Raw genomic sequence first — 23,963 nt, 5'->3', positions numbered from 1 at the left:
GGATTCGCTAGAAAAACCGTATTTTCCTCCCAATCTCGTGTGAAACGTCCATATTTTCAGCAAAAAGGGAGCACTTTCTCTTGCTGTGCTCCCTGCTGTTTATTGCTTTTCATATTTCTTTTGTAATTCAACGTACTTATCAACAATTTTACTTGGAATGGTTTTAATGACAGGATCTTTATCTGATACATACGGTGTGACGACACTAAATGCCACTTTCGGATTGGAAGAAGGATAATATCCTCCAAAGGTTAAGTTGTACGTGGCATTCCCCCACCAGCTCCGGTTGGCACCATAGTAGAAGGTTTGGGCTGTACCCGTTTTCCCTGCGACATCATGCTGACCGAACCGGCCAGCGGCAGTCCCGCCTGTTGATGTGACCATTTTTAGTCCCATTTTGACGCGGTCGATATCTGCTTTCGAGTTGTTAATGGTGTTTAGCACCTTCGGCTCATATTTCTTCACAACAGGACCTACTTCTTCCTTATTCGTTGGAAAGTGAACACTTTTCACCACTCTTGGCTGAATACGGTTACCTCCATTTGCGATGGTCGACATGTATTGTGCGACTTGAAGTGGTGTATACGTGTCATACTGACCAATCGCTTCATCAAGCAAGAGTCCGCCGACTGTCTGAGGATGCGTCTGCATTCCGCTTGATTCCTGCGGCAAGTCGATGCCTGTTTTCACGCCAAGACCGAATTGCGCATAGTAGTTTCTCATTTTTTGTAAGTGTTCAGGTCTTGCCCGTAACGGGCCATCTTTTTGATAGGTGATCCCTGCCATTCTCATCGCCACTTGGAACATGTAAACGTTGGAACTTTTTTGGAGTGCCTGAAGGTCGTTAACCCATCCAAGAACTTTGTAAGACTGTTTAGGCTTTCCTCCACTTCCCGCAAAATACAGCGGTGTATCCAAATAGGATTGATTGTGTGACATACCATCTTGATAACCAGAGAGGACAGTAGCTCCTTTGACAACAGAGCCCATTTCATACTGTGTCGTAAATGTTCCGATCGCATAATCTGTGACGTCCCTGCCGTCCATTTTCTTCCCTGACATCGCGAGAACATCACCTGTGTTAGGGTCCATCATCACAACAAAGGCACGGTCCATCATATAGTTTCTTGCACTAGCGGATCTTAGCTCTGATTCAACGATTTTGTCGACTTCCTTTTGCAGCTCCATATCAAATGTGAGTGCAAGGTCAAGTCCTCTTCGTCCTTCTGTCCGCTTGATTTCATCAAGCAGTTTTCCGCCGACCTGTGTATATTGAACAGTTGCTTTTTCTGGATTGAGAAAATCCTCATATTGATATTCTAAATAACTTTTTCCTACTCGGTCATTTCGCGAGTAACCTCTTGCCATATAGTAATCTTCACGCTCTTTTATAATGCCTTGCTCTGGGGTGGTGACACCGCCAAGGACATTATAGAGGGTTTTTTCATATGGATATTTCCTTGTCCAGTCATTGATGACATTTACACCAGGCAGTTCATCAAGATGCTCTGATACAAGTGAGATCTCTTCGTATGTCAAACTTACGGATGATGTCTGTTTTGATTCTTTTGTTTCATCAAGCAGCGCAACTTTTTCGTCCCCTTTTTTCTCTTCGTTCGGGTCCATCGCTTTCACGATTTGAGGTTCAAAGGCATATCCGCCTGTAAACCTGCGATAGATCGCTGCAACTGCTTTTTCCTCTGCATCTTTTTCGATCGCCTTGACTTCTTTCTTAGGCACACGCTCTACTTGAAGTGGATAGACATCTTTTGATTTAAGATTCTTTTGCTCTGCTTTTGAAATGAGCTTATCCGCTTCTTCCGGGTGGCTTGCCAGCCAAAAATCTCGAATGTCACGCTCTCTCAAAAAATCTGTATCCATTTTTATATAAGTCGCAAGTTTTCTTGCTACTTTAATCTTATCCTCCGCTTTCACACCGCTTTCTGATGTATAAACGATGGCAGGAACACTTTCGTTATCAACAACGACTCTTCCTCTCGCGTCATACATTTTTCCTCTTGGAGACGGGTATGATGCTGTTTTGACTTCAGTTCGGTTGGCTTGCTTTTTATAATCCTCACCATTGACGATTTGCAGCACGCCGAGCTTGATGACAAGTCCAGCAAATAAACTAAATACAGCGAAGAAAAAGAGATTAATTCTCCAGGCGTTCCGGCGCTTCATTTTTTTCTGCTCGGCAGCACCTTGATGCTGTTTCTCTCCCACTTATGTAGCTCCTCTCATCCTTTCAATCTTTTACAATTACCACTCATTATTGTAACACTTTTGTAATAGTTGTTACAGCGAAACAAGTGAAAAAAAGCTGTCAATCCCTATTCTGCAAAAAAATATACTAACACTTTAAAATATTGGTATGTTTATGTCGTTTTCTTTAAATAGAAAGATTCTCCATTCATTGATATAAGGAGACTCTTTCTATGACTTTAACAAAAATGACAAATGGGCGTTGTCAATGGAGGATGCTGGTACGTTTATAACAAAAAGTCCATGTTATGATTTTCTGTGAGAAAACAAAACAAAGATTTTAGGAGGAGTTACAAAATGAAAAAGAAATCATTCATTTTTTCAGCGCTGACAGCTGCTGCATTGATCACGTTCACTGGAGGGCATTCAGCTGATGCGAAAGAGCTTAACCTGAAACAAGTCATAAACGTACAGCATCAAGCCATTGATCTTCATACATTAGCTGCAAAATTACATATCTCTTCAGATGTAAACAAGCTAAGCACTTCAAATCAAAAAGAGATCGAAGCTCTATTAAACAAGCTGATCAAAAGTGGTCAACCTGTTACTGGTACAAAAGTGGTGAAAGAAGTAAACAAAGCAAAAAATGAGCAAAAACAAGAATCAGTGAAAAAACCAGCTACTTCTAAACCAAGCACACCAGCAAAAGAAAACACAACGAACAACAGCTCAAAATCTGATCAAAAAGACACAACTGCAACAAAAGCAGACAGCAGCTTAAATGCATTTGAACAAGAAGTGGTTGAGCTGACAAATAAAGAGCGTGCAAAACAAGGCTTAAAAGCTCTTTCTGTTGATTCTAAATTAAGCAAATCTGCTCGCGCTAAATCACAAGATATGAAAGATAAAAACTATTTCTCTCATACAAGCCCAACTTACGGATCTCCATTTGATCAAATGAAGCAATTTGGTATCACGTACAAAACAGCAGGTGAAAACATTGCGCAAGGTCAAAGATCACCTCAAGAAGTAGTAACAGCTTGGATGAACAGTGAAGGTCACAGAGCGAACATTTTAAACAAAAACTATACACATATCGGTGTAGGTTATGTAAAATCTGGTAACTACTGGACGCAGCAATTCATCGGAAAATAAGATCAAAAAAACCTGTCTCTTTTCGGGACAGGTTTTTAGTTTGTTTTCTTTTTTCAGCCATGTGAGGGCTTGTTTACACGCTACAAACTGTTCCACCTAGGCGGGGCAGTTTTTTTATTTCACCCATAATTTATAGATGCTTTGTGTTCCGCTGTTTTCTTCGCCCTGTTCGCTGAGCTTTTCATATAATGACTTCGCTAGTGAAAGGCCTGGCATCTCTTCTCCCATCAGCTCTGCCTCTTCAAGTGCAATGCCCATATCCTTAATAAAATGCTTCACATAAAATCCTGGCTCGAAATCACCTTTCAGCATTCTTGGCGCAAGGTTTGACAAAGACCAGCTGCCGGCTGCTCCTGTTGTGATGCTTTTAAGTACCTGCTCTGGATCAAGTCCTGATTTTTCAGCATAGGCCATTGCCTCAGCCACACCTACCATCCCTGCTGCGATAGCAATTTGGTTACACATTTTTGTATGCTGACCACTTCCTGCAGGTCCTTGATATTGAATATTTTCTCCCATTTGCTGAAATAGCGGCAGGCACGCTTCATAGGCTGCTTTTTCTCCACCAATCATAATGGCCAGCGTGCCGTTTTGGGCTCCAACGTCTCCGCCAGAGACCGGCGCATCTAATGCAAATAGTCCTTTTCCCTTCGCTTTCGATTCAATTTCTTTTGCCAGCTGAGGTTTCGATGTGGTCATATCAATGAGGTATGTACCAGGCGCAGCATGTGCCACGAGTCCATCTTCTCCTAAATAGACTTCTTCTACATCTGATGGATACCCGACCATTGTGATGACGGCATCTGCCTCCTTTGCGATCTCCTTTACGGTCGATTTCCAAAGAGCACCTTTTTGAATCAATGTGTCTGCCTTTGCTTTTGTTCTTGTATAAACGAGAACTTCGTAGCCAGCATTCATTAAATGCCCTGCCATACTACGCCCCATTACACCGATTCCAATAAAACCAACTGTTTTGATTTGTGCCATCAAGAATTCCTCCTTATAGAGACTTTGTCAATCCACCATCAATGATGAGGGTTTGACCTGTCATATATGTATTGGCTTCAGATAAAAGAAAAGCCGCATATGCTGCAAATTCCTCTGGCTGCCCGTAACGGCCCAGCGGAATCATACGTTCAGCTTGTGCTTTGATCTCTTCAACCGATTGTTGCTCCTCTTGTGCACGGTGTTTGTCTAACTGTTTCACGCGCTCTGTTTCAATTTTCCCAGGGGCTAAGGTATTGATCAAAATGCCATCTTTGGCAAGCTCCTGAGCAGCTGTTTTTGTCCAGCCGGTAATGGCCGGTCTAAATGTATTCGACAGCATCAAGCCTGGGATCGGTTCTTTGACCGACATAGATGCAATATTTAACACGCGTGCACCTTGTTTTTTTAAATACGGCAAGGCTTCTTTTAATAACCGAATATAGCTGAGTAAATGAAGCTGAAATGATTCCATCCAATCTTCATCTGTTAAGGTTTCAAGTGTTCCTGTTTGAGGACCGCCTGTATTGTTCACGAGTATATCAAGACGTTTTTCATCACCTGCTGCTGCGACGACAAGCGCTTTAATTTGCTCGGCGTCAGATACATCACATACTTGATACGTCAGCTTCCCTTTTACAAGCGGGGATAATTCTTTGACCGCTTCTTGCAGCGTTTGCTCATGTCTTCCCGAGAGCATCACATCTGCTCCCTCTTTTGCAAGATGAAAGGCAATGGCTTTACCGATACCTTGACTGCTTGCTGCGACCAATGCTTTTTTGCCAGATAGATTAACATGCATGTTGGCACCCTCCTCTGTTCATATTTTATCATACAAAAAGAACCTTGCTCACATGGCAAGGTTCTTTTCTGCAAGATTATAGTTTAAACCGATTGACTGCCTGACGCAGTGCCTGACTTGATTCGTTCAACATTTCTGTTGATGTTTTCGTTCTTTCTAAAGCTTGTACTTGTTCGTCTGTGGAAGCATGTACTTCCTCAGCTGAAGCGGCGGATTCTTGTGAAATGGCCGCAATACTTTGAATGGAATCATTCATTTTCTGCTGTTCTTCAGTCATTTCATTGATTTGTGTATGAATGCTGTCAATGGAGCCGACAAGTGCCTGCATTTCCATTGTGATACTGCTGAGTGCCTCTCCTGTTGAATTGATGGCATCACCTTGTTCTTCATTCATTTTGCTTGCTGCTGTCATCGCTTCAGCTGCCTTTTTCGATTCATCTTGAATGAGTTTTACGGTTTCACTAATATGTTTCGTTGATTCCGCAGATTGTTCAGCCAGCTTTCTGACTTCTTCTGCAACAACAGCAAATCCTCTTCCGCTTTCTCCTGCTCTCGCTGCTTCAATACTTGCATTCAGTGCGAGTAAATTCGTTTGATCTGAGATTTCAGAGATCGCTGTTACGACGTTTTCAATATTTTTCGTTTTATGCTCAAGGTCAAGCAGCATTTGCTCTACCTTCTTCGATTCTTCATTCGCTTGTGTTGATTTTTGGACGAGCAGACCAAGAGCATCAAGTCCTCTATAGCTTGCATCTTCCGATGATTTTGAGTTGGTTTGCATTTGCGTGGCAAGCTCACCCATATGACGAACTTTTTCATACAAATGCTCTGATTTTTCATTAATGGTTTCCGCTTCTGATGCTTGTTTCGTCGCTCCTACAGCGACCTCTTGAATAGCCGTTGCAATCTGTTCACTAGATAGCAAGGTCTCGTTTGAAATTTGTGTCACTTCATCCGTTGATTTCACAACCTGATCTGAAGACTCTTTCACTTTTTCAATTAAATCCCTGATGCCTTCAGTCATTTGATTAAAGCTTTTCGTGAGGAAACCTATCTCATCCTGAGACTTCGACTCAAGCGAGCTGGTTAAATCGCCTTCAGACACTTTACGAACATGCTCGATGAGGCGTTTAATTGGTGTTGTAATGCTTCTAGCCAATAAGTAGCTTAGAATCATGGCAAGTATAATGGCAATGACAGAAATAATGATACTTGTCTGATTCATTTGTTCAGTGATCCAAAGAAGTTTCTTTTTCTCGAAGCTCACACCGATCGTCCAGTTTGCCTCTTTAATTTTTGAGATGACGGTCAGTTGTTTGTCATCATCAATACCCGAGTTGTCGATCGCTTTTTTCACAGAAGCGACTTTTGAGATATTTTTTCCTTGCTCTGTTGGGTGTGCCAAAATGGTCCCTGTGCCGTCAACTAAGAAAGCCGTTCCCATATAAGGAATCTTTTGTTCTTTTATATAAGACTGAATGGAAGCCAGTTTCAAGTCAAGTCCAGCGACACCGACTACTTTCCCGTTTCGTACGATCGCCTTCGTGGCTGAAACGACCATTTCATTTGTTGCTTTATCAATGTACGGATCTGTCCATAGGACTTCGTCAGGCTTTTCAGCTGCTTGAATATACCAGTCTCGTTTAGACGGATCATACCCTTCACCAAAATCGGACTCCGGGAAAGCGAACATTTTACCATCACTTGTTCCTATATAGGCAAGCGAGATGAGTTCATCCTGCTCCTGCAATCCTTTTAATTCATCGTTTTCAAATGCCAATGTCTGCTTTGTTTGTTTCTGTGCAAAATCTTCAGTAAGTGTACTTGTTGCCAATTTGTTAATCGTATCACCGTAATTCTCAAGCTTTAGTGCTATGATGTCTCTCATGCTTTCTGCCGTTGCTGCTGTCGTTGTTTTCGCATCTCGTTCAATCAATGGTCTTAATACTAAATTGGAACCCACTTGAACTGCGACAACGGTTAAAATTAAAATAACTGAGATGAAAACAGCTATTCTCACTTGAAGTTTCTTAAACATCTCATCACCCCTACATCCTACTTTCGCATCTTAATGTGTATATCGGCAAAATTGGTACCGCATTCAATAGTTGTAAGAAAATTTAAATAGAAAAAACAAGCCATAATGACTTGTTTTAAGTAAAATATTCAATTTTTGCAGACGGAAAGTACTGTTCGATATATGATTCTAATGTCTGTCTAAGTTCTTGTTCTTCATCTTTTTGATAGATATATTTTCCAATTCCATATCTACCCCACTTATATCTTCTCTTTTCTTCATCTAGTTCTAGTTTTGTTTTCGGATAGTTTTTTTGGATGACACGCTTCGCCGGTTTTGTAAAACGGTGCTGAATCATTTCAAAGGTGATATCTTGTCTCACTTCTTCAGGGAGAGCTGCATCGAGTTTTTCAAATAGGACTTTATAGCCCTCTTGCCACCCTTCATGAATGTAAATAGGGGCAATAATAAAGCCAAGTGGATAGCCTGCTTTTGCTACCTTTACAGCCGCTTCAATCCGCTGATCGAGTGGTGATGTTCCAGGTTCGAAATATTTAATGACATAATCGGCATTGATACTAAAGCGGAATCTTGTCCGCCCATTGTGTTTTGCATCTAACAAATGGTCTACATGATGAAATTTCGTAACAAAGCGCAGTTTGCCAAGATCGGTTTGACCAAAGTATTCAATCGCTCGTTTGAGTGTGTGAGTCAAATGGTCAATTCCTACGATATCGGATGTACATGAAGCTTCAAATCGCGTGATATCAGGTGCACGCTCGTTCATGTACTGTTCAGCCTGATCTAATATCTCTTCTACATTGACATATGTGCGAATGTACGGCTTACTCCCCATCGTCGTTTGTAGGTAGCAATAATGGCAATGCCCCATGCATCCTGTCGCAAACGGAATGGCATACTCTGCAGATGGTTTAGATGTATCAAATTTCAAGGTTTTTCTCACGCCGATAACGAGCGTCGATTTTGCATTACGGTACTTTTGCAAGTCATTTTTCCCCGGAATATTTCTCACTTGGTTGTGTGACGTTGTTTCTCTAATTTCAATTCCCATACCTTCAAACTTTTCTTTCAGCTCTTGTCCTAATGGGTACTCTAGCGCCCGAGGTTCAATATACACAAGCTGGGGAACGAACGGTTTGATCATATTTAGCACATCCTTACCTTATAGGTTCATACCGTTACTTTAACCTCTCAGGATGGCTTCTATCCTTTCTAAAATCTCCCTTATTCAAACAGATCTTGATAAAGGGCTTCTGCTTCTTCGTATGTTGGAAATACGGCATCATCAGGGGCTAATGGGTGATATGTTTCAAGTAGAAATAGTGCAAGCTCTTGTTCATTATAAGGGTGTGAAACGATTTCCGCTTCTTTAATTTGTGCGACATTGGCTGCATGTGGATTTCGATAAATCACATATACTTGATCACCTGGCTTATAGTCAGAGAAAGACAAACTGGTCACCTCCATTTTTTATGTTAGGATGCCCTTCTCTGCAATCGATATGACTGATTATGATAAAATTCGACAAAAAAACCAGACAGTTTGACCTGTCTGGTTTACATCACCTAGTTATGTTGAAACGTTTTTTTCACGAAATCAACCACTTCTTCAGTTGTGCTCAGTGATAAAATATGCTCTTTAAATGATGCAGCTTCTTCCTTAGAAATCTTGCTTAACTGCGTTCTTGCTGGAAGAATCGATGTTGCGCTCATTGAAAATTCATCTAATCCTAATCCAAGTAGGAGCGGGATTGCGATTTCATCTCCTGCCATCTCACCGCACATGCCAACCCATTTACCTTCTTTATGCGCTGCTTCAATCACAAGCGTTATGAGGCGTAAAATAGCTGGATTGTATGGCTGGTAAAGATAAGACACTCGTTCGTTCATTCGATCAGCAGCCATTGTGTATTGAATCAAATCATTTGTTCCAATACTGAAGAAATCTACTTCTTTTGCAAATTGATCTGCGATAACAGCTGTTGATGGAATTTCTACCATCATTCCGATTTCAATGGAATCAGATACTTCTGTACCAGCAGCAACCAATGCTTCTTTTTCTTCAAGTAAAATAGCTTTTGCTTCTCTAAATTCTGATAACGTCGCGATCATAGGGAACATGATTTTCAAGTTTCCGTATGTACTTGCACGAAGTAACGCGCGTAACTGTGTTCTGAAAATCTCCTGCTCTTCAAGGCAAAGGCGGATCGCTCTATAGCCAAGGAACGGGTTCATTTCTTTTGGAAGCTGCAAGTAAGGAAGTTCTTTATCGCCACCAATATCTAGTGTGCGGACAACCACAGCTTTGCCTTCCATCTTCTCTAAAACGGTTTTATACGCATCGAACTGCTCTTCTTCTGTTGGGAGCTGATCTCTGCCCATGTATAAAAATTCTGTACGGTACAATCCAACTGCTTCGCCGCCATTTTCAAGTACACCTTTCACATCTTCAGGTGTTCCAATATTCGCAGCTAACTCTACGTGAACGCCGTCTTTTGTGACCGTTGGCTGGTCAACAAGTTTCGCCCATTCCGCTTTTTGAGCTAAGTAGTCTTCATGCTTTTTTTGATACGCTTTCACTTCATTTTCAGAAGGCTGAATGATGACGTCTCCGCTAATACCATCAACAATGATCAGATCATTGTTTTTCACCGTTTTTGTTGCTTCTTTTGTCCCAACAACTGCTGGAATTTCCATTGATCTTGCCATAATCGCTGAGTGAGAAGTACGACCACCGATATCTGTCGCAAAACCTTTGACGAATTGTCTGTTCAGCTGAGCTGTATCAGAAGGTGTTAAATCTTCAGCAATGATAATGACTTCTTCAGAAATCATACTTGGGTTTGGAATGTCAACGCCTAGCAAATGACCAGTGACACGTTTTGTAACGTCGCGAATATCCGCTGCACGCTCCTTCATGTATTCATTGTCCATTGCTTCAAACATTGTAACAAACATTGTTGCTGTTTCTTTTAAAGCAAATTCAGCATTTACTTTATCCGATGTGATTTTATCCTTCACTGGGTTGAGCAGCTCTGGATCACTTAACACAAGAAGGTGTGCAGAAAAAATATCCGCTTTATCTTGGCCAAGTTCTTTTAGCGCATGCTCTTTAATTGCTTCAAGTTCTTGCTTTGAAACATGAATTGCTTCTTCAAAGCGTTTCACTTCTGTCTCTGGATCATTGATGTCTTTTTGGTGAACTGTTAAATCTGGTTCTTCTAGACGATATGCTTTTGCAATCGCAACGCCTGCTGAAGCACCGATTCCTTTCAGTTGTTGCATTACTCGCCTAGGCCTTCACTTTTCATTGTGTCTTTTAGCGCAGCAAGTGCATCATTTTCATCAGAACCAGAAGCAGAGATTGTGATTGTAGCACCTTTCGCAATTCCTAGAGACATTACACCCATAATAGATTTCAGGTTCACTGTTTTACCATTATATTCTAAGTTGATATCAGCATCATATTTACTAGCAGTTTGTACAAGAACTGTTGCAGGACGTGCGTGAATTCCAGAATCTGCAGTTACTTTGAATGTTTGTTGAGCCATTTTTATCAATCTCCTTTTTATACATTTCATACATCCACAATATTATATCATACTGCCGAGCTTGTCATCTAACAAGAACGGCAGTTATGAAAATTATTTTGAAATTTTCATGATGTTTTCTTGGCCAGCTTTGATTTCACCGGATTCTTGAAGGTCAATAAATTGTCCTTCACTTAAGTTTGTAAATACAATTGGTGTCATTAAAGATGGTACTTCTGACTTAATTTTATCAATATCAACCTCTAAAAGTTTCTGACCGATTTCTACTTGATCTCCCTCTTGTACAAATGCTTCAAATCCTTCTCCTTTGAGGCTGACTGTATCAATCCCGAAGTGAATCAAGATTTCAAGTCCACCATCAGACTGGAGGCCGATGGCGTGTTTTGTTGGGAACACATTTAAGATTTTTCCTCTTACTGGTGAAACCACTGTTCCCTCTTTTGGCAAGATAGCAAAACCGTCACCCATCATTTTCCCTGAGAATACTTGATCTGGCACATCTGTAATTGGATGCAGCTCCCCTGTAATTGGTGAAGCAAACATTTCTTCCCCTTGTTCGTTTTGAAGCGGTTTTGCAATGACTTCTTCAACCTGCTGGCTAACTTCTTCTTTTGCAGAAGGGTCTTTCGCTGGTCGAGGTGTGCGCCCTGCAATAATGTCTTGCATTTGTGTTTTTAAATTATCAGAGCGTGGACCAAAGATGGCCTGGATGTTATTCCCTACTTCAAGGACACCTGAAGCGCCAAGCTTTTTCAAACGGTCTTTATCCACTTTTTTCTGATCATTTACAGTGACACGTAAACGCGTAATACAAGCATCTAGGTGTTTAATGTTTTCTTGGTCACCCATTGCTTCAAGAATTTCATAAGGTAAGTCATCGCCTTTTCCAGATTGAGCGCTGCTTGCACCGTCAGCTGCTTCATCTTCGCGTCCTGGCGTTTTCAGATTAAACTTGCGAATCGCAAATCTGAATCCGAAGTAGTAAATGACAGCCAGTACGAGACCGACTGGAATGACAAGCCACCAAGCGGTTCTATTCGGCAGGATACCAAATAGGAAGAAGTCAATTAACCCTCCTGAGAAGGTCATCCCGATTTTCACGTTTAGAATATCCATTATCATAAAGGATAATCCAGCAAATACACAGTGAATCGCAAATAATATCGGTGCAACAAACAAGAATGAGAATTCAAGCGGTTCAGTGATCCCTGTTAGGAAAGAAGTAAGGGCCGCTGATCCCATAATTCCTGCTACAAGCTTTTTATTCTTAGGTTTGGCTTCATGGTAAATCGCAAGTGCTGCTGCTGGAAGTCCAAACATCATGAACGGATATTTCCCTGTCATGAATGTCCCAGCTGTCAGCTGAACACCATCTTTGATTTGCGCCATGAAAATACGCTGGTCACCACGGATAATATCTCCTGATAAGCTCTTATAGCTAAAAAATTCATACCAGAATGGTGCGTAGAATATGTGGTGCAGACCAAACGGAATTAATGACCGTTCAATGACACCGAATACAAAGGCAGCCAGCGGCTCATTCGCTGCAAGCAGTCCTGTTGAAAATGAGTTCAATGCACCTTGGATTGGCGGCCAAATGACGAGCATCAAAAGCCCTAAAATAAGTGCTGAAATCGACGTAACGATTGGAACAAAACGCTTACCAGCAAAGAAGCCAAGATATTGCGGGAGCTCAATTTTGTAAAATTTATTAAACATATAAGCCGCTAATACCCCGACAATAATTCCGCCAAAAACGCCGGTAGACAAGGTCGGTATGCCGAGCATATTCACATATGCTGGATGACTTTCCTTAAAGAACTTAGCCAATTTGACTGAATCGGATGGAATAGAACCGTTGGCCATTAATACGGCACTCATCGTTACGTTCATGACAAGGTAACCGATGATCGCGGCAATCCCTGCCACACCGTCTCCATTGGCAAGACCGATGGCAACCCCTACAGCAAATAGGAGTGGAAGATTCGAGAAGACAATATTCCCCGCATTCTCCATAACACTAGCAACAAGCTGAATTGTATCATTGCTTAAAAATTGAGCGACATCAATCAGCTGCGGATTTTGCATCGCATTTCCGAGTGCTAGTAAAATACCAGCAGCAGGAAGGATCGCAACTGGAAGCATAAGTGCTCGTCCAATTTTTTGCAACACACCAAAAAGTGATTTAAACACTGGTTGAACCTCCTTTTGTTTTCGCTTACAACATACATTTCAATCACATATTGACGTACATTTCATAATTAACCGTTTACATTTCACTTTCAGAACACAAAAAAGGCATGGTGATATAAGGTTGCGCAAATAACAGGATCTTATCCTGTATTTACCTTAAGTCACTCATGCCTGATCGAATCAGTTACACGTTTCAAGGAAACTATGAAATTTTATTCGTCAATCTGTACAGGTGTAGTGTCAAGTAGACAGCTTCGGCATCTTGTACAGGCTTTTTCAATGCATGTTGCAAAATTTTGATCATTTTCCAAGCAGTATTGTAGCATAAAGGATATTCATTTTTCAATAGATGAAGCAACTTTTCTGGCTCCTCTAATGATTCTTCCCGTTTAATACGCTCAATCGAAAACGTAATATGGCGCAGTAAGCGTAAATAATGAATACTTTCTCTATCTACTTTCATATGAAATGCATCTTCTATGACTTGGACCATTTGTGTCATGAGCTGCGAATGACGGTTGACCTCGGATAAAGGCCGGTTCGTTAAAGCAGAGTGAATGTGGAGCGCAATAAACCCAATTTCTCCTTCGGGCAGCTTCGTTTCAACATCTGGCCGCGCATTTATCAGTTCCACGACTTCCTTTGCGACCTCGTATTCTTTCGGGTATAAGGATTTCGTTTCAAGCATAAAAGGATTGGTGATATCATAGCCTTGCTTAACTCGCTTAAAGCTAAAGGCAATATGATCTGTCAGTGCAATATGAATATGCTCATTTAAACGATGCCCCATTTTTTCTCGTATATGATAAATGACGTCATTGGCAAGCTCAATCATGTCCTCATTAATGTGGTGCAGCAATTGTTTGTATTCTGTTTGCTCTTTTGTATTCTTTAACACAAACATTTTCTCAAATGCCGCTTGATCGAGAACGTCACCCGATTTTTTCCCAAAGCCGATCCCTTTATCAATCAGGACCACTTCACCTAAAGAAGGGTGTTTTGCGATGATGACATTATTATTTAACGCTTTATCAACGGTGAAGGATTCCATGAACATCCCCACCTCCTTCTTATTCAATCCTTCTTATCGTACAAAACAGATGAAACGTGCGTCAACGATTGTTTTTTAAAATAGTCGTTGTGCGCTCAACGAGTCGATATGACAGCACTCTTTTTTCTGGTGCCTCACCTTGTAATGCTTGCTTGAACAAGTCAAATGCTTCCTGCCCCATTTGTTTGAGGGGAATGTCTATACTAGAAATCCCCAATGCTTCACTCAATTGATCGTTTTGAAAGCCAAGTATGGCTGGTGATTCTCCAACGTTTATTTGGTGACGCTGTGCCTCTAGTAAAAAACCTGCTGAGACATCATCGTTTGTAATCAGTAAGGCTGTCGGACGATTTTTCATCTCTTTCCATTCTGTAAATAATTGCTTGCCATCAAAAATGGTCAGTTTTCCTTCAATGACCCATTCATCATCAATGTCCTGCCCAAGCGACCGCATCATTTCTTGATAAGTCTGAATGCGAACTTGGCTATTCTCCCCTTCTGTTCTAGCAAGAACGATTGCGATTCGCTCATGACCGCATGCCGCTAAGTGTTCAAGCCCTGCCTTAAAAGCCTGATCATGCGCAATCGATACCGATGAACATGGGACATGCGGAGTAGGATGACAAAAAATAATAGGGCCAGATTCCTGCCACTTTAAAATGTCTCGATCACTTAACGCATTTGAGCAAAAGATTAAACCATCCACACGTTGCTCTTTTAAGCTCATTAATGCTTCTTTTTCCTTTACTGGGTCATATCCTGTTTGAAACAAGGCAAAATGCATTCCGCACTCCTGTGCTTTCTCTGCAATCCCTGTGACAATTCCGCTGAAATAGGAGTGATCAATTGTCGGAAGTACAATTCCAAGCATATTGGAATATCCCTTTGCTAAATGCACTGCCTGAATATTCCGTGTATATTTGAGCTCTTTCATCGCACTAAGTACGCGCTCTCGCTTTTCTTCTTTGACATAAGGATGATCATTCATCACTCGTGAAACGGTGGTAACAGATACACCCGCTCTTTTCGCAATATCCCTTATGTTAGGCATTTTTTCTCCTACTTTCTCTTGATATGGTAAGCGTTTCATACTTTAAGATGTATGTGAGCTGAACAAATCACTGGGTGGAAAGGGGAATTCAAGATGGGTATTATCATATGGATCATATTATGTTTGACTATTTTGTTTTCTGCTCGATTCGCACTACATCCTTTAGGAAAAGAACATAAAATCAAGCCGTTTCAATCAATTGATGATTTTTTTGTTGATAAGGATCGCAAAGAGTGACAAAAAAATCACGATGACGCTCCCAATACTTGGACGTTCATCGTGATTTTTTTCATTACTTGATGATCGTCAACTCTTTTGGATAATTGGTTAAGGTGACTGGGCCATCTTTTGTAATGAGAACATCGTCTTCAATTCTAACCCCGCCGACTCCTGGTACATAAATACCCGGCTCGATCGTATAGACCATCCCTTCTTTTAGAAGGTCATCATTTGCTTGACTCATAGAAGGGAACTCATGAACAGAAACCCCGAGTCCATGCCCTAGACGATGCGGGAAGTATTCGCCATACCCTGCTTCTGCGATCAGCCCTCTTGCTTTTAAATCAAGGTCACCAATTCTCACACCCGGCTGGCTCATATCAAGTGCTGCCAATTCGGCTTTCAAGACGGTGTTGTAAATATCCTTTTGTTGTTCAGACGCTTCTTGATAGATGAAGGTTCTTGTAATATCTGAACAATAGCCATCCACAATCACGCCAAGGTCAAATAAAACAAAATCACCTTTTTTCAAGGCTGCCTGTCCCGGATTTCCATGAGGTTCTCCTGATTTTTCTCCGAATAGTACCATGGTTGAAAAGGACATGCCCTGAATGCCTTTTTTCTTCAGTTCATATTCGATGACAGCAAGAACTTCGGTTTCCGTCACCCCTTCTTTTAGGGCATGAACCCCAATTTTGACGCCTTCGTCTGCCAATTGAGCAGCTTTTTTCAATGTTTCAATTTCAGCTTCGTCTTTAATTAGTCTTAGCTGATTGAGCACATCTTCTGCCCGGACGAATGTTTCTGCCCCAGTGACAGCTTGAAGCTGCTCTGCTCTTTGCAAAGGAATGGATTCTTTTTCAATCGCTAGGCGAGTCGCTTTTACTCCTCGTTTTTCTAGTGCCTTTTGTATGAAATCAAAGGGGTTTTCATGGTCTTCATATCCAATGAGATCTCCAGCCCATCCCGCATTTTTTGCTTGCTCAACTTCCATCTTAGGCAAAATGAAAAATGGATCTGCTTCTTGAAAAACAAACAGCCCCATCACTCTTTCATGCGGCTCTGTAAAGTATCCAGATAGATAGAATACATTCTCCTTTGTATGTATAAATGCACCTTGAATGTCTTTTTTCTTAAGCCAAGAAGACAAGTTTTTCATTCGATTCATCGTGATCCTCCTCACACGTTTGACTACTGATCTATTGTATCAGTTTTCACTGTATTTCGCACAAAAGCGCACTGACCTAAAGCCAGTGCGCTTTTGTGATTTGCTTAAGAAGCACGAAGCAAACGAAGTCCGTTTAAAATAACCAAAATCGTACTGCCTTCATGCCCAATGACACCAAAAGGTAAATCAAGAACTTGTAAGAAATTCGCACAGATTAACAAACAAATAACAGTTAATGAAAAGATGATGTTTTGTTTAATGATTCGGTTCATCTTTCTTGAAAGACGGATCATCTTTGTCAGGTTGTTTAAGTTATTTTTCATTAAGATGAGATCTGCTGTTTCTAAAGCAACATCTGTGCCTCCGCCCATTGCGACGCCAACATCTGCTGTGGCGAGTGCAGGTGCATCATTGATTCCATCTCCGACCATAATGATCGAATCACCTTGTTTTTTCAGTTGATTGACTTCGTGTAACTTTTCATCTGGAAGACATTCAGCGACAACGGTTTGGATGCCTGCTTCCTCTGCAATCGCTTCAGCTGTTTTTTGCTGATCCCCTGTGAGCATGACGGTTTGGATGCCTAAATCATTCAGCTCCTGAATCATTTTTTTGGCTTCAGGTCTGATTTGATCCTTCAAACCGAGACAGCCGACGACTTCTTGATTTTTTTGAACATAGACAACTGTATATCCTTTGGATGAAAGAACATCACCATTCTCTTCAATGTCACGATCCATTGAAGCTTTTCCGGCAAAATCTTTCTTCCCAATCCGCCATGTGTCCTCATTTAATTGTGCTTCCACACCAAAACCTGATGTTTCTTCAATGGTTATGTGGGCTGCCCGATCTGTATGATGCTCTTTTGCCATATCAGAAATGGCTTTAGCTAATGGATGGTTTGACTGACTTTCAATTTGATAGAGCGCTTGATAAAAGGACGATTCATCTTGCCCTTTTGCTAAGACCACTTTTTCAACAGCTGGTTTTCCACTTGTAATCGTACCCGTTTTATCAAATGCAATCATCGTACTTGTGCCCAGTTTTTCTAAAAAGACACTTCCTTTTACAAGCATACCGTTTCTTGCACCGTTTGAGATGAGTGAAAGAGCTGCTGGCATAATTGAGGCAACAAGTGCACAAGGCGAGGCAACTACCATAAACACCATCGCACGGTAGAACGTTTCACTCATGCTCCAGCCAAGTACAAAATGAGGCAGAAACATTAAAATTGCCACAGTGATGAGCACACCTTTTACATAGGCACCTTCAAATTTTTCAATAAATGCTTGGCTTGGCGATACACTTTCTTGTGCAGATTCCACAAGCTTAATGATTTTATGAAAAAGTGTTTCTTCATTATGTTTTGTTACTTCTACTGTTAATGAACCATTTAAATTCACTGTTCCTGCAAACACATCTTCCCCTTGCCCTTTTTCCTGAGGCACCGATTCACCCGTTAAGGCAGATTCGTCTACACTTGTTCTTCCGCTCATGATCACACCATCTGCTGCAATTCGTTCGCCCGCTTTGATTAAAATACGGTCGCCTGGCGTAAGTGAAGAAGCAGCGATTTGGATGGTGGTGCCATCTTCTTCAATTAAAGCGGCTTCATCTGGAGCGATACTCATTAAAGCCGTTAAGTCTTTTTTACTTTTATTTGACGTATACGTTTCTAGCGCACCGCTAAGCGAAAAAATAAAAATTAAAATGGCGCCCTCTGCCCAGTAGCCAATGATCGCTGAGCCTATCGCAGCAAATATCATTAAAAGTTCTACATTTAATGTCTTGGATGAAATGGTTTCTTCAATTCCTTCCTTTGCCTTTGCAAAACCACCAATAACAAAAGCAAGAATGAAAAGAGGAATACTCCACATCGTTTCATCCTTTAGAAACCATCCAATCAAGATGAGAATCCCCGAAATGCCTGCTGCGATTAATTCTCCGTGCTGTGCCCATTTTTGAAAGAGCGAGTTGGATCCTTTTTGATCTGTCGTTTGATAAAGTGCTGTATTCTCATTCATGATTACTTTCTCCTCTCTAATTGATAATGATTTTCACATTATCAATCGTTGCCCGTTCCGTTTATCATCTATATTTTCTGCTATTTCAAGCTTTTTATAGGTCTGTAACTCATTATAACAGGTTCTGATCAATTTTCAATTAATAATTATTATAATTTCTTTTTGATAATAATTATCATTATTAGTGTCCGACATTTCTTCCTCTTTCTGAGCACATTTTATTCATCTGAAAGGTAATTGAACACAAAAAAGAACCAACGGATCGCCCATTGGTTCTTTACAGAAAGCTTGTGTTCTACGAATTTGTCCACTCTTTGATTTGTTTTTTCGTCAGCGGACCTACATGGTTTTTGACCACTTCACCCTTTTCATTGATGAAAAAGGTCGTCGGGATCGTCATGATTTGGTATTTCTTCATCATTTCTCCGTGTTCATCGAGAACGATCGGAAATGTGAACTTTCTGTCTTTCACAAATTGGGCAACTGCCTGCTTGCTTTGCTCAGCACCAAGTAAATTCACAGTCAGTATGTCTACATCACTTTGATTTTCTTTCACAATCTGTTCAAAGGCTGGAAGCTCCATTTTGCAGGACGGGCACCACGTTGTCCAAAAATGCAGAATGGTCCGCTTCCCTTTCACCGGGATCACCTGAGTTTCACCTGTTAATGTAGGAGCTTCTATCCTCGGCGCCATGACAGGCTCTTTTGCTTCAGCCTCTATGTTCATCAGAAATAAAAGAAGGGTCATCATGAGAAGACTGGCGGGTAGATATTTACGATTCATCAGCATCTTCCTTCCTGATTTTCCTATAGCTTGCCCGCTAGCTGCACATGACATTCAAGCTTTTTTCAATGTAAGAAACATGGAGACGCCGAGTTCCTTGCAAATCGTCGCATAATGCAAAGCCGTTAATAGCAGCATCCCCGTGTTCATTCCTAAGATAACGCCCATCATATTTAAGGATTCGATGGATCCTAGAAAATACACCATAGAGAACGACACCACGTGCACCCATATATTATGTAGGAACACATCTTTAATGAGACCCATGCCAATTAAGCACGCTTGAAACGGCATCACGAACAAGTGGCATAAGAAGTAAGGCCATAGCAGCTGCAAGTAGACGGCTGCTTGAGGTGAGTCAAAAAAGAGCTGCGTGAGCGGATAAGCGAAATAATACATGATCATCACCGCTGGCACCCCGTATCCAAACGTAATGAGAATCGCTTGTCTGACACGTTTTTTCACGAGATCATACTGCCCCAAGGCATAGGCTTCTGATACATTCGGAATCATCACAATCATAATGGAATGAGCGATAAACGCCGGAAAAAAACCGATCGACATCGCTACGCCAGCAAGCATTCCGTAATGATCAACAGCAAGCGTACCAGAAATGCCCGCTGCAACGAGGGCTCCTTTGATTAAAAACGGTTCAATCGCATTGGCAATGGCATGAAAGATACGCATACCTGTTGTCGGAATGGAGACTGCTAACAAACGTTTTCTGACGTCAATCCCTCTTAACTCAACCGATCTGACATTCACAGCATTTTTTGCCATGACGTATTGGGAATATAAATAGATAAAGACGACGAGATCACTTGCAACAATCACGCCAATCGCGATAAGCACAGCTGTTTCAATATCAAACGAATACCAATGAAAAAACAAAAACAAACAGATAAGCTGGATCGTTTTCTTCAGCATATTGGCTAGAGCAATTCTGCCCATTTGCTGCTTGCCCATAAAATAGCCGCGTGCAATGGAAGTAAATGCGATGATTGGAATGAGTGACAGAACCAAGCCCTTCATCAGCGGATGATACGATTGAAATACAGGAATGAAAGGCAGTACAATGGCTGCTATTGCCGTTGTGGTGCATGTCACCACAAGCGTCATTTTAAATGCATGGCGAAGCATACTTTTATGAAGCCGCTCATGCGATTCTGCAATGAATTTAGAAATGGAGACTGGCAGCTCTAAGCTGGCGATCACAAGCACAAGCATGATGATGGGAAGGATGCTCATATATAAACCCATTCCATGTTCTCCAAGCTCTCTCGCTAAAATCATATTGACTAAAAACTCGATACACTCAGCAATGAAAGCTGCGACAGATAGCAGAATGACCCCTTTTACAAATCGATTCATGTAGCCTCCCCTTGTCTAAAAGCAAATTCTTTTCACATTCTATGAGACAAGTCCTGAAAATATTTTAATAATTGAAGACAAAAAAACAGCGACTGATTGATCGCTGCTTTTCTTTACACTGCAAACACATGACGACCAATGCGTTCTACAATTTTACGAGAACGAATCCAGTTATCTGTCGCCGTTTTTGGATTATAAAAATAAATCGCCTTTGTTGTTCTGTCATCTTCTTTGACAACCTGCTTCACAGCTTTTACGGAATCCTGGTCTGCCTTATCATTGATACTTCCATTTGATACGGGCTGGAAGGCATTTCGCTGATAAATCACGCCTCTGACACTGTCAGGAAAAGAGCGGTGTTCCACTCGGTTTAAGACGACGCTTGCTACCGCTTTTTTCCCGGCGTAAGATTCACCTTTTGCTTCGGCATGTACCAACCGAGAAAGCAAGTCCATTTCTTCATTAGAATAGTGTGATTGATTTCTTGAGCTTGCTGGCTTTGCCGTTTCCTTTTTCTTCGGCTTCGGCTTCGGTTTTGATGCCTTCTCCTCTGTTGACGTGCTTAGCATTTTCACTTTCGGCTGATGTTTCTCCTCTGAAAACGCTGGGATCACAGTATGCTTTTCATCTTGATCTATATATGAAAACTGATGCTTTACAGGTGCTTGTTCAAGTTTCTGACTTAATGTGCCTTCTTGCTCTTGTATATTGTCCATCTTGATCGCTGAGATGAGCATAAGGATGGCAAAAAGAGCTGTATGAATTTTGATCATTCGCCTCATTCCTCCTTTAATCAATGTAGGCTGTAAGATACTTGTCCACTCTAACAAGAGCTTCTTCTATTTTCACGCACAAAGATTTTCATGCCTGTCCAAATTCCGTCATTAAATGGCATGTCCTAGTTGAAATACGCATGAACTGGTAATGTAAGCGTTTAATATAGTCTCTTTTTAGCCTATAATCATCCTTATGCTCCTGATTATGGGTTATTACATTTTCTTTTCATATGTATCAAGCTGGTTTGAAGTGTGACAAAAGAACCAAAATAAAAAGCTTTTTCTCATGAATGAGAAAAAGCTTTAGCTTCTTGCTTCTTTAAGATATTCAAAAATAACATCTCCACCATGCTTGGCGATTCCGCGAAAATGTTTAAAATCATCTTGATTGACCAATACAGAACGAAATGTTAAAAAATCATCCTTTTGAATGGTCACTTGTTTTTCAGTACCATTCCGTAATGATTCTAGTATTGTGTTGATGTGTTCTTCAGTCAAAAAAATCGCTCCTTTTCAGCCTTGATCAAATATTAAATATACCATTCGTTTTCAAAGCGTACAACGAAAACGAAAGAAAAACGTCTTTATCCTTTACATTGGTATGAAAATATTGCAAAATACTTTTTAATAGGGAATGAAATCTGTTTTTAAAGGAGAGGGATCGGTTGAAGATTGCAAAAATTGGGAATGTGATCGAATTTAGAAATGGTTTAACAGGTGTAGTTGAAAAAGTGAATGAAAACTCTGTTATTGTGGATGTCACCATTATGGACAACTATAGAGATTTAGAACTGGATTCACTAACAGTCGTTAATCATAAAAACTATAAAATCATCAAAGACTCCGTACATTAATTTGCAATCCTCAATTCAGCCTACCGTTACATAAGGATATACGAAGCAGAGCTGATCACAATACCTTACTTTTTATGTTTTATGTAAAAAAAGTGATCTGATGCAATATTAGCTCTAGATAGGAGAAACTAATATGCAACATTCAAATGATATCATTGTACGTTTTGGAAAAATAGAAGATGCTGAAACTACTTTAGAAATTCAAAAATCAGTGATTGCTGAGTCAGATTATTTACTGACAACGCCGGAAGAATACAAAAAAACCTTGTTAGAACACAAGGAATGGATACAGAAAAGAATAGAAAACGAAAATGAGACGTACATAGTTGCCCAAACTGGCGATCAAGTCATTGGATGGATAGCCTTTGAACAATCATCAAATAGAAAAAGAACTTCTCACGTTGGTTCTTTCGGCTTGATGGTTGATAAGAGCTATAGAGGTTTAGGCATAGGGGAAATGTTACTAACAGCATTATTAAATTGGGCAGAAAAGAACCCTTCAATTGAAAAGGTTAGTTTAGCCGTTTTCTCCACAAACCAAAAAGCTATTTCTTTGTATAAAAAGATGGGCTTTTTAGAAGAAGGGCGTAAAATCAATGAATTTAAAATAAATGATCATGAATACTGGGATGATGTATTAATGTATAAGCTCGTTTAATACGATGAAAAAGAATTGCAGAAATAAAGACATAATAAATTGAATCATCAATTTATTATGTCTTTTTCTTATTTTCTCTTACATCATTTGATGAAGGCGTCAGTCTTTTTGCGCGTGAAAGGTTTGCATTTCCGCTTTTGTTTTGTACATATCAACTTCTTCAGGTGTTATCACGCCTTTATCAATTAAAAGGGCGATCACTCCAAGTAATGTGGAGGCACTCCATTTATATCGTTCTTTGTTTTGATGTTCAAGCATCTGAAGCTCTTCCCTTAATTCCATCAGCAGCTTCTCTGTTTTGTCTTCTTTGTTTGCCAACACAAACGCCCCCATTTTCATTCGCTCGTTTCAATTTTATCTTAAAGTAAATATATGAAGAATAAAAGCATGATACACCTTTACAAACATACGTTCTATCGTGTATACTATACATACGAGCTGGTAGCCCCCAGCCGTCCTAGCAAGTTCTATTCCTATTGGTATGAGAAGAGTGACATGACTCTTCTCTTTTTTTATATGCCATCATAATCTACTCCATAAAAAAAGACATGTCATCCGCATATCTTTTTTTATTTATTAGCGATTATCAATCGTTTCTGGATACATATCGTGATTCATCATACGATACGATGCCATCTCTTCATACTTTGTCCCAGGTTTTCCATAGTTCGTATACGGATCAATTGAAATACCGCCTCTTGGTGTAAATTTGCCCCATACTTCGATATATCTTGGGTCCATTAATTCAATGAGGTCGTTCATGATAATATTCATACAATCCTCATGGAAGTCACCGTGGTTACGGAAGCTGAACAAATATAATTTTAATGATTTACTTTCGACCATGATTTCATTTGGGATGTAGCTGATATACACGGTCGCAAAATCTGGCTGCCCTGTTTGCGGGCAAAGGGATGTGAATTCTGGGCAGTTGAATTTCACAAAATAATCTCTATTCGTATGTTTATTCGGGAACGTTTCAAGCACTTGTGGTGCATAGTCAAACAAGTAATTGGTCCCCTGATTTCCTAGTAAAGTGACACCTTCTAATTCTTCTGGTTTTCTTGTCGTCATTTTGTT

General features: G+C 40.6%; 22 protein-coding genes. 3 read left to right on the top strand and 19 right to left on the bottom strand.

What is annotated here, in order from left to right; translation table 11 throughout:
• Nucleotides 1-99: 99 nt before the first annotated feature.
• Nucleotides 100-2,226: a peptidoglycan D,D-transpeptidase FtsI family protein gene (locus ID12_RS11430; protein WP_008348045.1), complete on the bottom strand. Its 2,127-nt coding sequence runs from the start codon at nt 2,224-2,226 to the stop codon at nt 100-102.
• Nucleotides 2,227-2,562: 336 nt separating this feature from the next.
• Here ID12_RS11430 and ID12_RS11425 point away from each other — a divergent pair, with 336 nt between their 5' ends.
• Nucleotides 2,563-3,360 carry a CAP domain-containing protein gene (locus ID12_RS11425; protein WP_017359431.1) on the top strand — a complete coding sequence of 266 codons (798 nt, stop codon included), beginning with the start codon at nt 2,563-2,565 and terminating at the stop codon, nt 3,358-3,360.
• 114 nt (nt 3,361-3,474) lie between these two features.
• On the opposite strand, the gene ID12_RS11420 is transcribed toward ID12_RS11425, so the two are convergent.
• From ID12_RS11420 to ID12_RS11345, 16 genes are all read right to left on the bottom strand, one after another.
• Complete coding sequence (locus ID12_RS11420) at nt 3,475-4,347, bottom strand: NAD(P)-dependent oxidoreductase (protein ID WP_050827220.1); 873 nt, start codon at nt 4,345-4,347, stop codon at nt 3,475-3,477.
• Nucleotides 4,348-4,360: 13 nt separating this feature from the next.
• Nucleotides 4,361-5,146, bottom strand: coding sequence for an SDR family oxidoreductase (locus tag ID12_RS11415; RefSeq protein ID WP_007498705.1), 786 nt, complete (start codon nt 5,144-5,146; stop codon nt 4,361-4,363).
• 76 nt (nt 5,147-5,222) lie between these two features.
• A complete protein-coding gene (locus ID12_RS11410) occupies nt 5,223-7,184 on the bottom strand; it encodes a methyl-accepting chemotaxis protein (RefSeq protein ID WP_035392234.1) in 1,962 nt (653 codons plus the stop codon).
• Between the two features lie 115 nt (nt 7,185-7,299).
• Nucleotides 7,300-8,328 carry a spore photoproduct lyase gene (gene splB, locus ID12_RS11405; RefSeq protein WP_007498710.1) on the bottom strand — a complete coding sequence of 343 codons (1,029 nt, stop codon included), beginning with the start codon at nt 8,326-8,328 and terminating at the stop codon, nt 7,300-7,302.
• A gap of 80 nt (nt 8,329-8,408) precedes the next feature.
• Entirely contained in the window at nt 8,409-8,651 is a 243-nt protein-coding gene (locus ID12_RS11400) for a transcriptional regulator SplA domain-containing protein (RefSeq protein ID WP_034657834.1), read from the bottom strand.
• Nucleotides 8,652-8,749: 98 nt separating this feature from the next.
• On the bottom strand, nt 8,750-10,468 hold the full coding sequence (gene ptsP, locus ID12_RS11395; RefSeq protein WP_050827219.1) for a phosphoenolpyruvate--protein phosphotransferase: 1,719 nt from the start codon (nt 10,466-10,468) through the stop codon (nt 8,750-8,752).
• Nucleotides 10,468-10,734: a phosphocarrier protein HPr gene (locus ID12_RS11390; protein ID WP_003211078.1), complete on the bottom strand. Its 267-nt coding sequence runs from the start codon at nt 10,732-10,734 to the stop codon at nt 10,468-10,470. Before ID12_RS11390 ends, ptsP begins: the two co-directional genes overlap by 1 nt.
• Nucleotides 10,735-10,827: 93 nt before the next feature.
• Complete coding sequence (gene ptsG / locus ID12_RS11385) at nt 10,828-12,927, bottom strand: glucose-specific PTS transporter subunit IIBC (protein WP_017367134.1); 2,100 nt, start codon at nt 12,925-12,927, stop codon at nt 10,828-10,830.
• A 202-nt stretch (nt 12,928-13,129) separates the two neighbouring features.
• Entirely contained in the window at nt 13,130-13,984 is an 855-nt protein-coding gene (glcT, locus tag ID12_RS11380) for a glucose PTS transporter transcription antiterminator GlcT (protein ID WP_017359435.1), read from the bottom strand.
• Nucleotides 13,985-14,039: 55 nt separating this feature from the next.
• Nucleotides 14,040-15,029: a LacI family DNA-binding transcriptional regulator gene (locus ID12_RS11375; RefSeq protein ID WP_050827218.1), complete on the bottom strand. Its 990-nt coding sequence runs from the start codon at nt 15,027-15,029 to the stop codon at nt 14,040-14,042.
• 292 nt (nt 15,030-15,321) lie between these two features.
• Nucleotides 15,322-16,416, bottom strand: a complete 1,095-nt coding sequence (locus ID12_RS11370; protein ID WP_007498720.1) for a M24 family metallopeptidase — start codon at nt 16,414-16,416, stop codon at nt 15,322-15,324.
• A 104-nt stretch (nt 16,417-16,520) separates the two neighbouring features.
• Nucleotides 16,521-18,440: a heavy metal translocating P-type ATPase gene (locus ID12_RS11365; RefSeq protein WP_050827217.1), complete on the bottom strand. Its 1,920-nt coding sequence runs from the start codon at nt 18,438-18,440 to the stop codon at nt 16,521-16,523.
• A gap of 295 nt (nt 18,441-18,735) precedes the next feature.
• Nucleotides 18,736-19,224 (bottom strand): endospore biogenesis thiol-disulfide oxidoreductase StoA, encoded by a 489-nt coding sequence (gene stoA / locus ID12_RS11360; RefSeq protein ID WP_025207247.1) that lies wholly within the window; start codon nt 19,222-19,224, stop codon nt 18,736-18,738.
• Nucleotides 19,225-19,278: 54 nt separating this feature from the next.
• Nucleotides 19,279-20,595, bottom strand: a complete 1,317-nt coding sequence (locus ID12_RS11355; RefSeq protein ID WP_017359440.1) for a polysaccharide biosynthesis protein — start codon at nt 20,593-20,595, stop codon at nt 19,279-19,281.
• A 113-nt stretch (nt 20,596-20,708) separates the two neighbouring features.
• Nucleotides 20,709-21,368: a cell wall hydrolase gene (locus ID12_RS11350; RefSeq protein WP_050827216.1), complete on the bottom strand. Its 660-nt coding sequence runs from the start codon at nt 21,366-21,368 to the stop codon at nt 20,709-20,711.
• Between the two features lie 306 nt (nt 21,369-21,674).
• Nucleotides 21,675-21,869 (bottom strand): hypothetical protein, encoded by a 195-nt coding sequence (locus ID12_RS11345; RefSeq protein WP_008348081.1) that lies wholly within the window; start codon nt 21,867-21,869, stop codon nt 21,675-21,677.
• A gap of 167 nt (nt 21,870-22,036) precedes the next feature.
• On the opposite strand from ID12_RS11345, the gene ID12_RS11340 reads away from it, so the two are divergent.
• A complete protein-coding gene (locus tag ID12_RS11340; protein WP_003211747.1) occupies nt 22,037-22,225 on the top strand; it encodes a YkvS family protein in 189 nt (62 codons plus the stop codon).
• A 133-nt stretch (nt 22,226-22,358) separates the two neighbouring features.
• Nucleotides 22,359-22,883 carry a GNAT family N-acetyltransferase gene (locus tag ID12_RS11335; RefSeq protein ID WP_035392243.1) on the top strand — a complete coding sequence of 175 codons (525 nt, stop codon included), beginning with the start codon at nt 22,359-22,361 and terminating at the stop codon, nt 22,881-22,883.
• 99 nt (nt 22,884-22,982) lie between these two features.
• Here the strand turns inward: ID12_RS11335 and ID12_RS11330 are convergent, their stop codons facing one another.
• A complete protein-coding gene (locus tag ID12_RS11330) occupies nt 22,983-23,201 on the bottom strand; it encodes a hypothetical protein (protein ID WP_017367128.1) in 219 nt (72 codons plus the stop codon).
• Nucleotides 23,202-23,459: 258 nt separating this feature from the next.
• Nucleotides 23,460-23,957 (bottom strand): preQ(1) synthase, encoded by a 498-nt coding sequence (gene queF, locus ID12_RS11325; RefSeq protein WP_003211403.1) that lies wholly within the window; start codon nt 23,955-23,957, stop codon nt 23,460-23,462.
• Nucleotides 23,958-23,963 lie beyond the last annotated feature (6 nt).

Origin of the sequence: Bacillus altitudinis, from assembly GCF_001191605.1 — a bacterium.
Taxonomy (GTDB): Bacteria; Bacillota; Bacilli; order Bacillales; family Bacillaceae; genus Bacillus; species Bacillus altitudinis.
The sequence above is the reverse complement of the archived record's forward strand: the minus strand, read 5'-3'. Positions and strand labels throughout refer to the sequence as shown.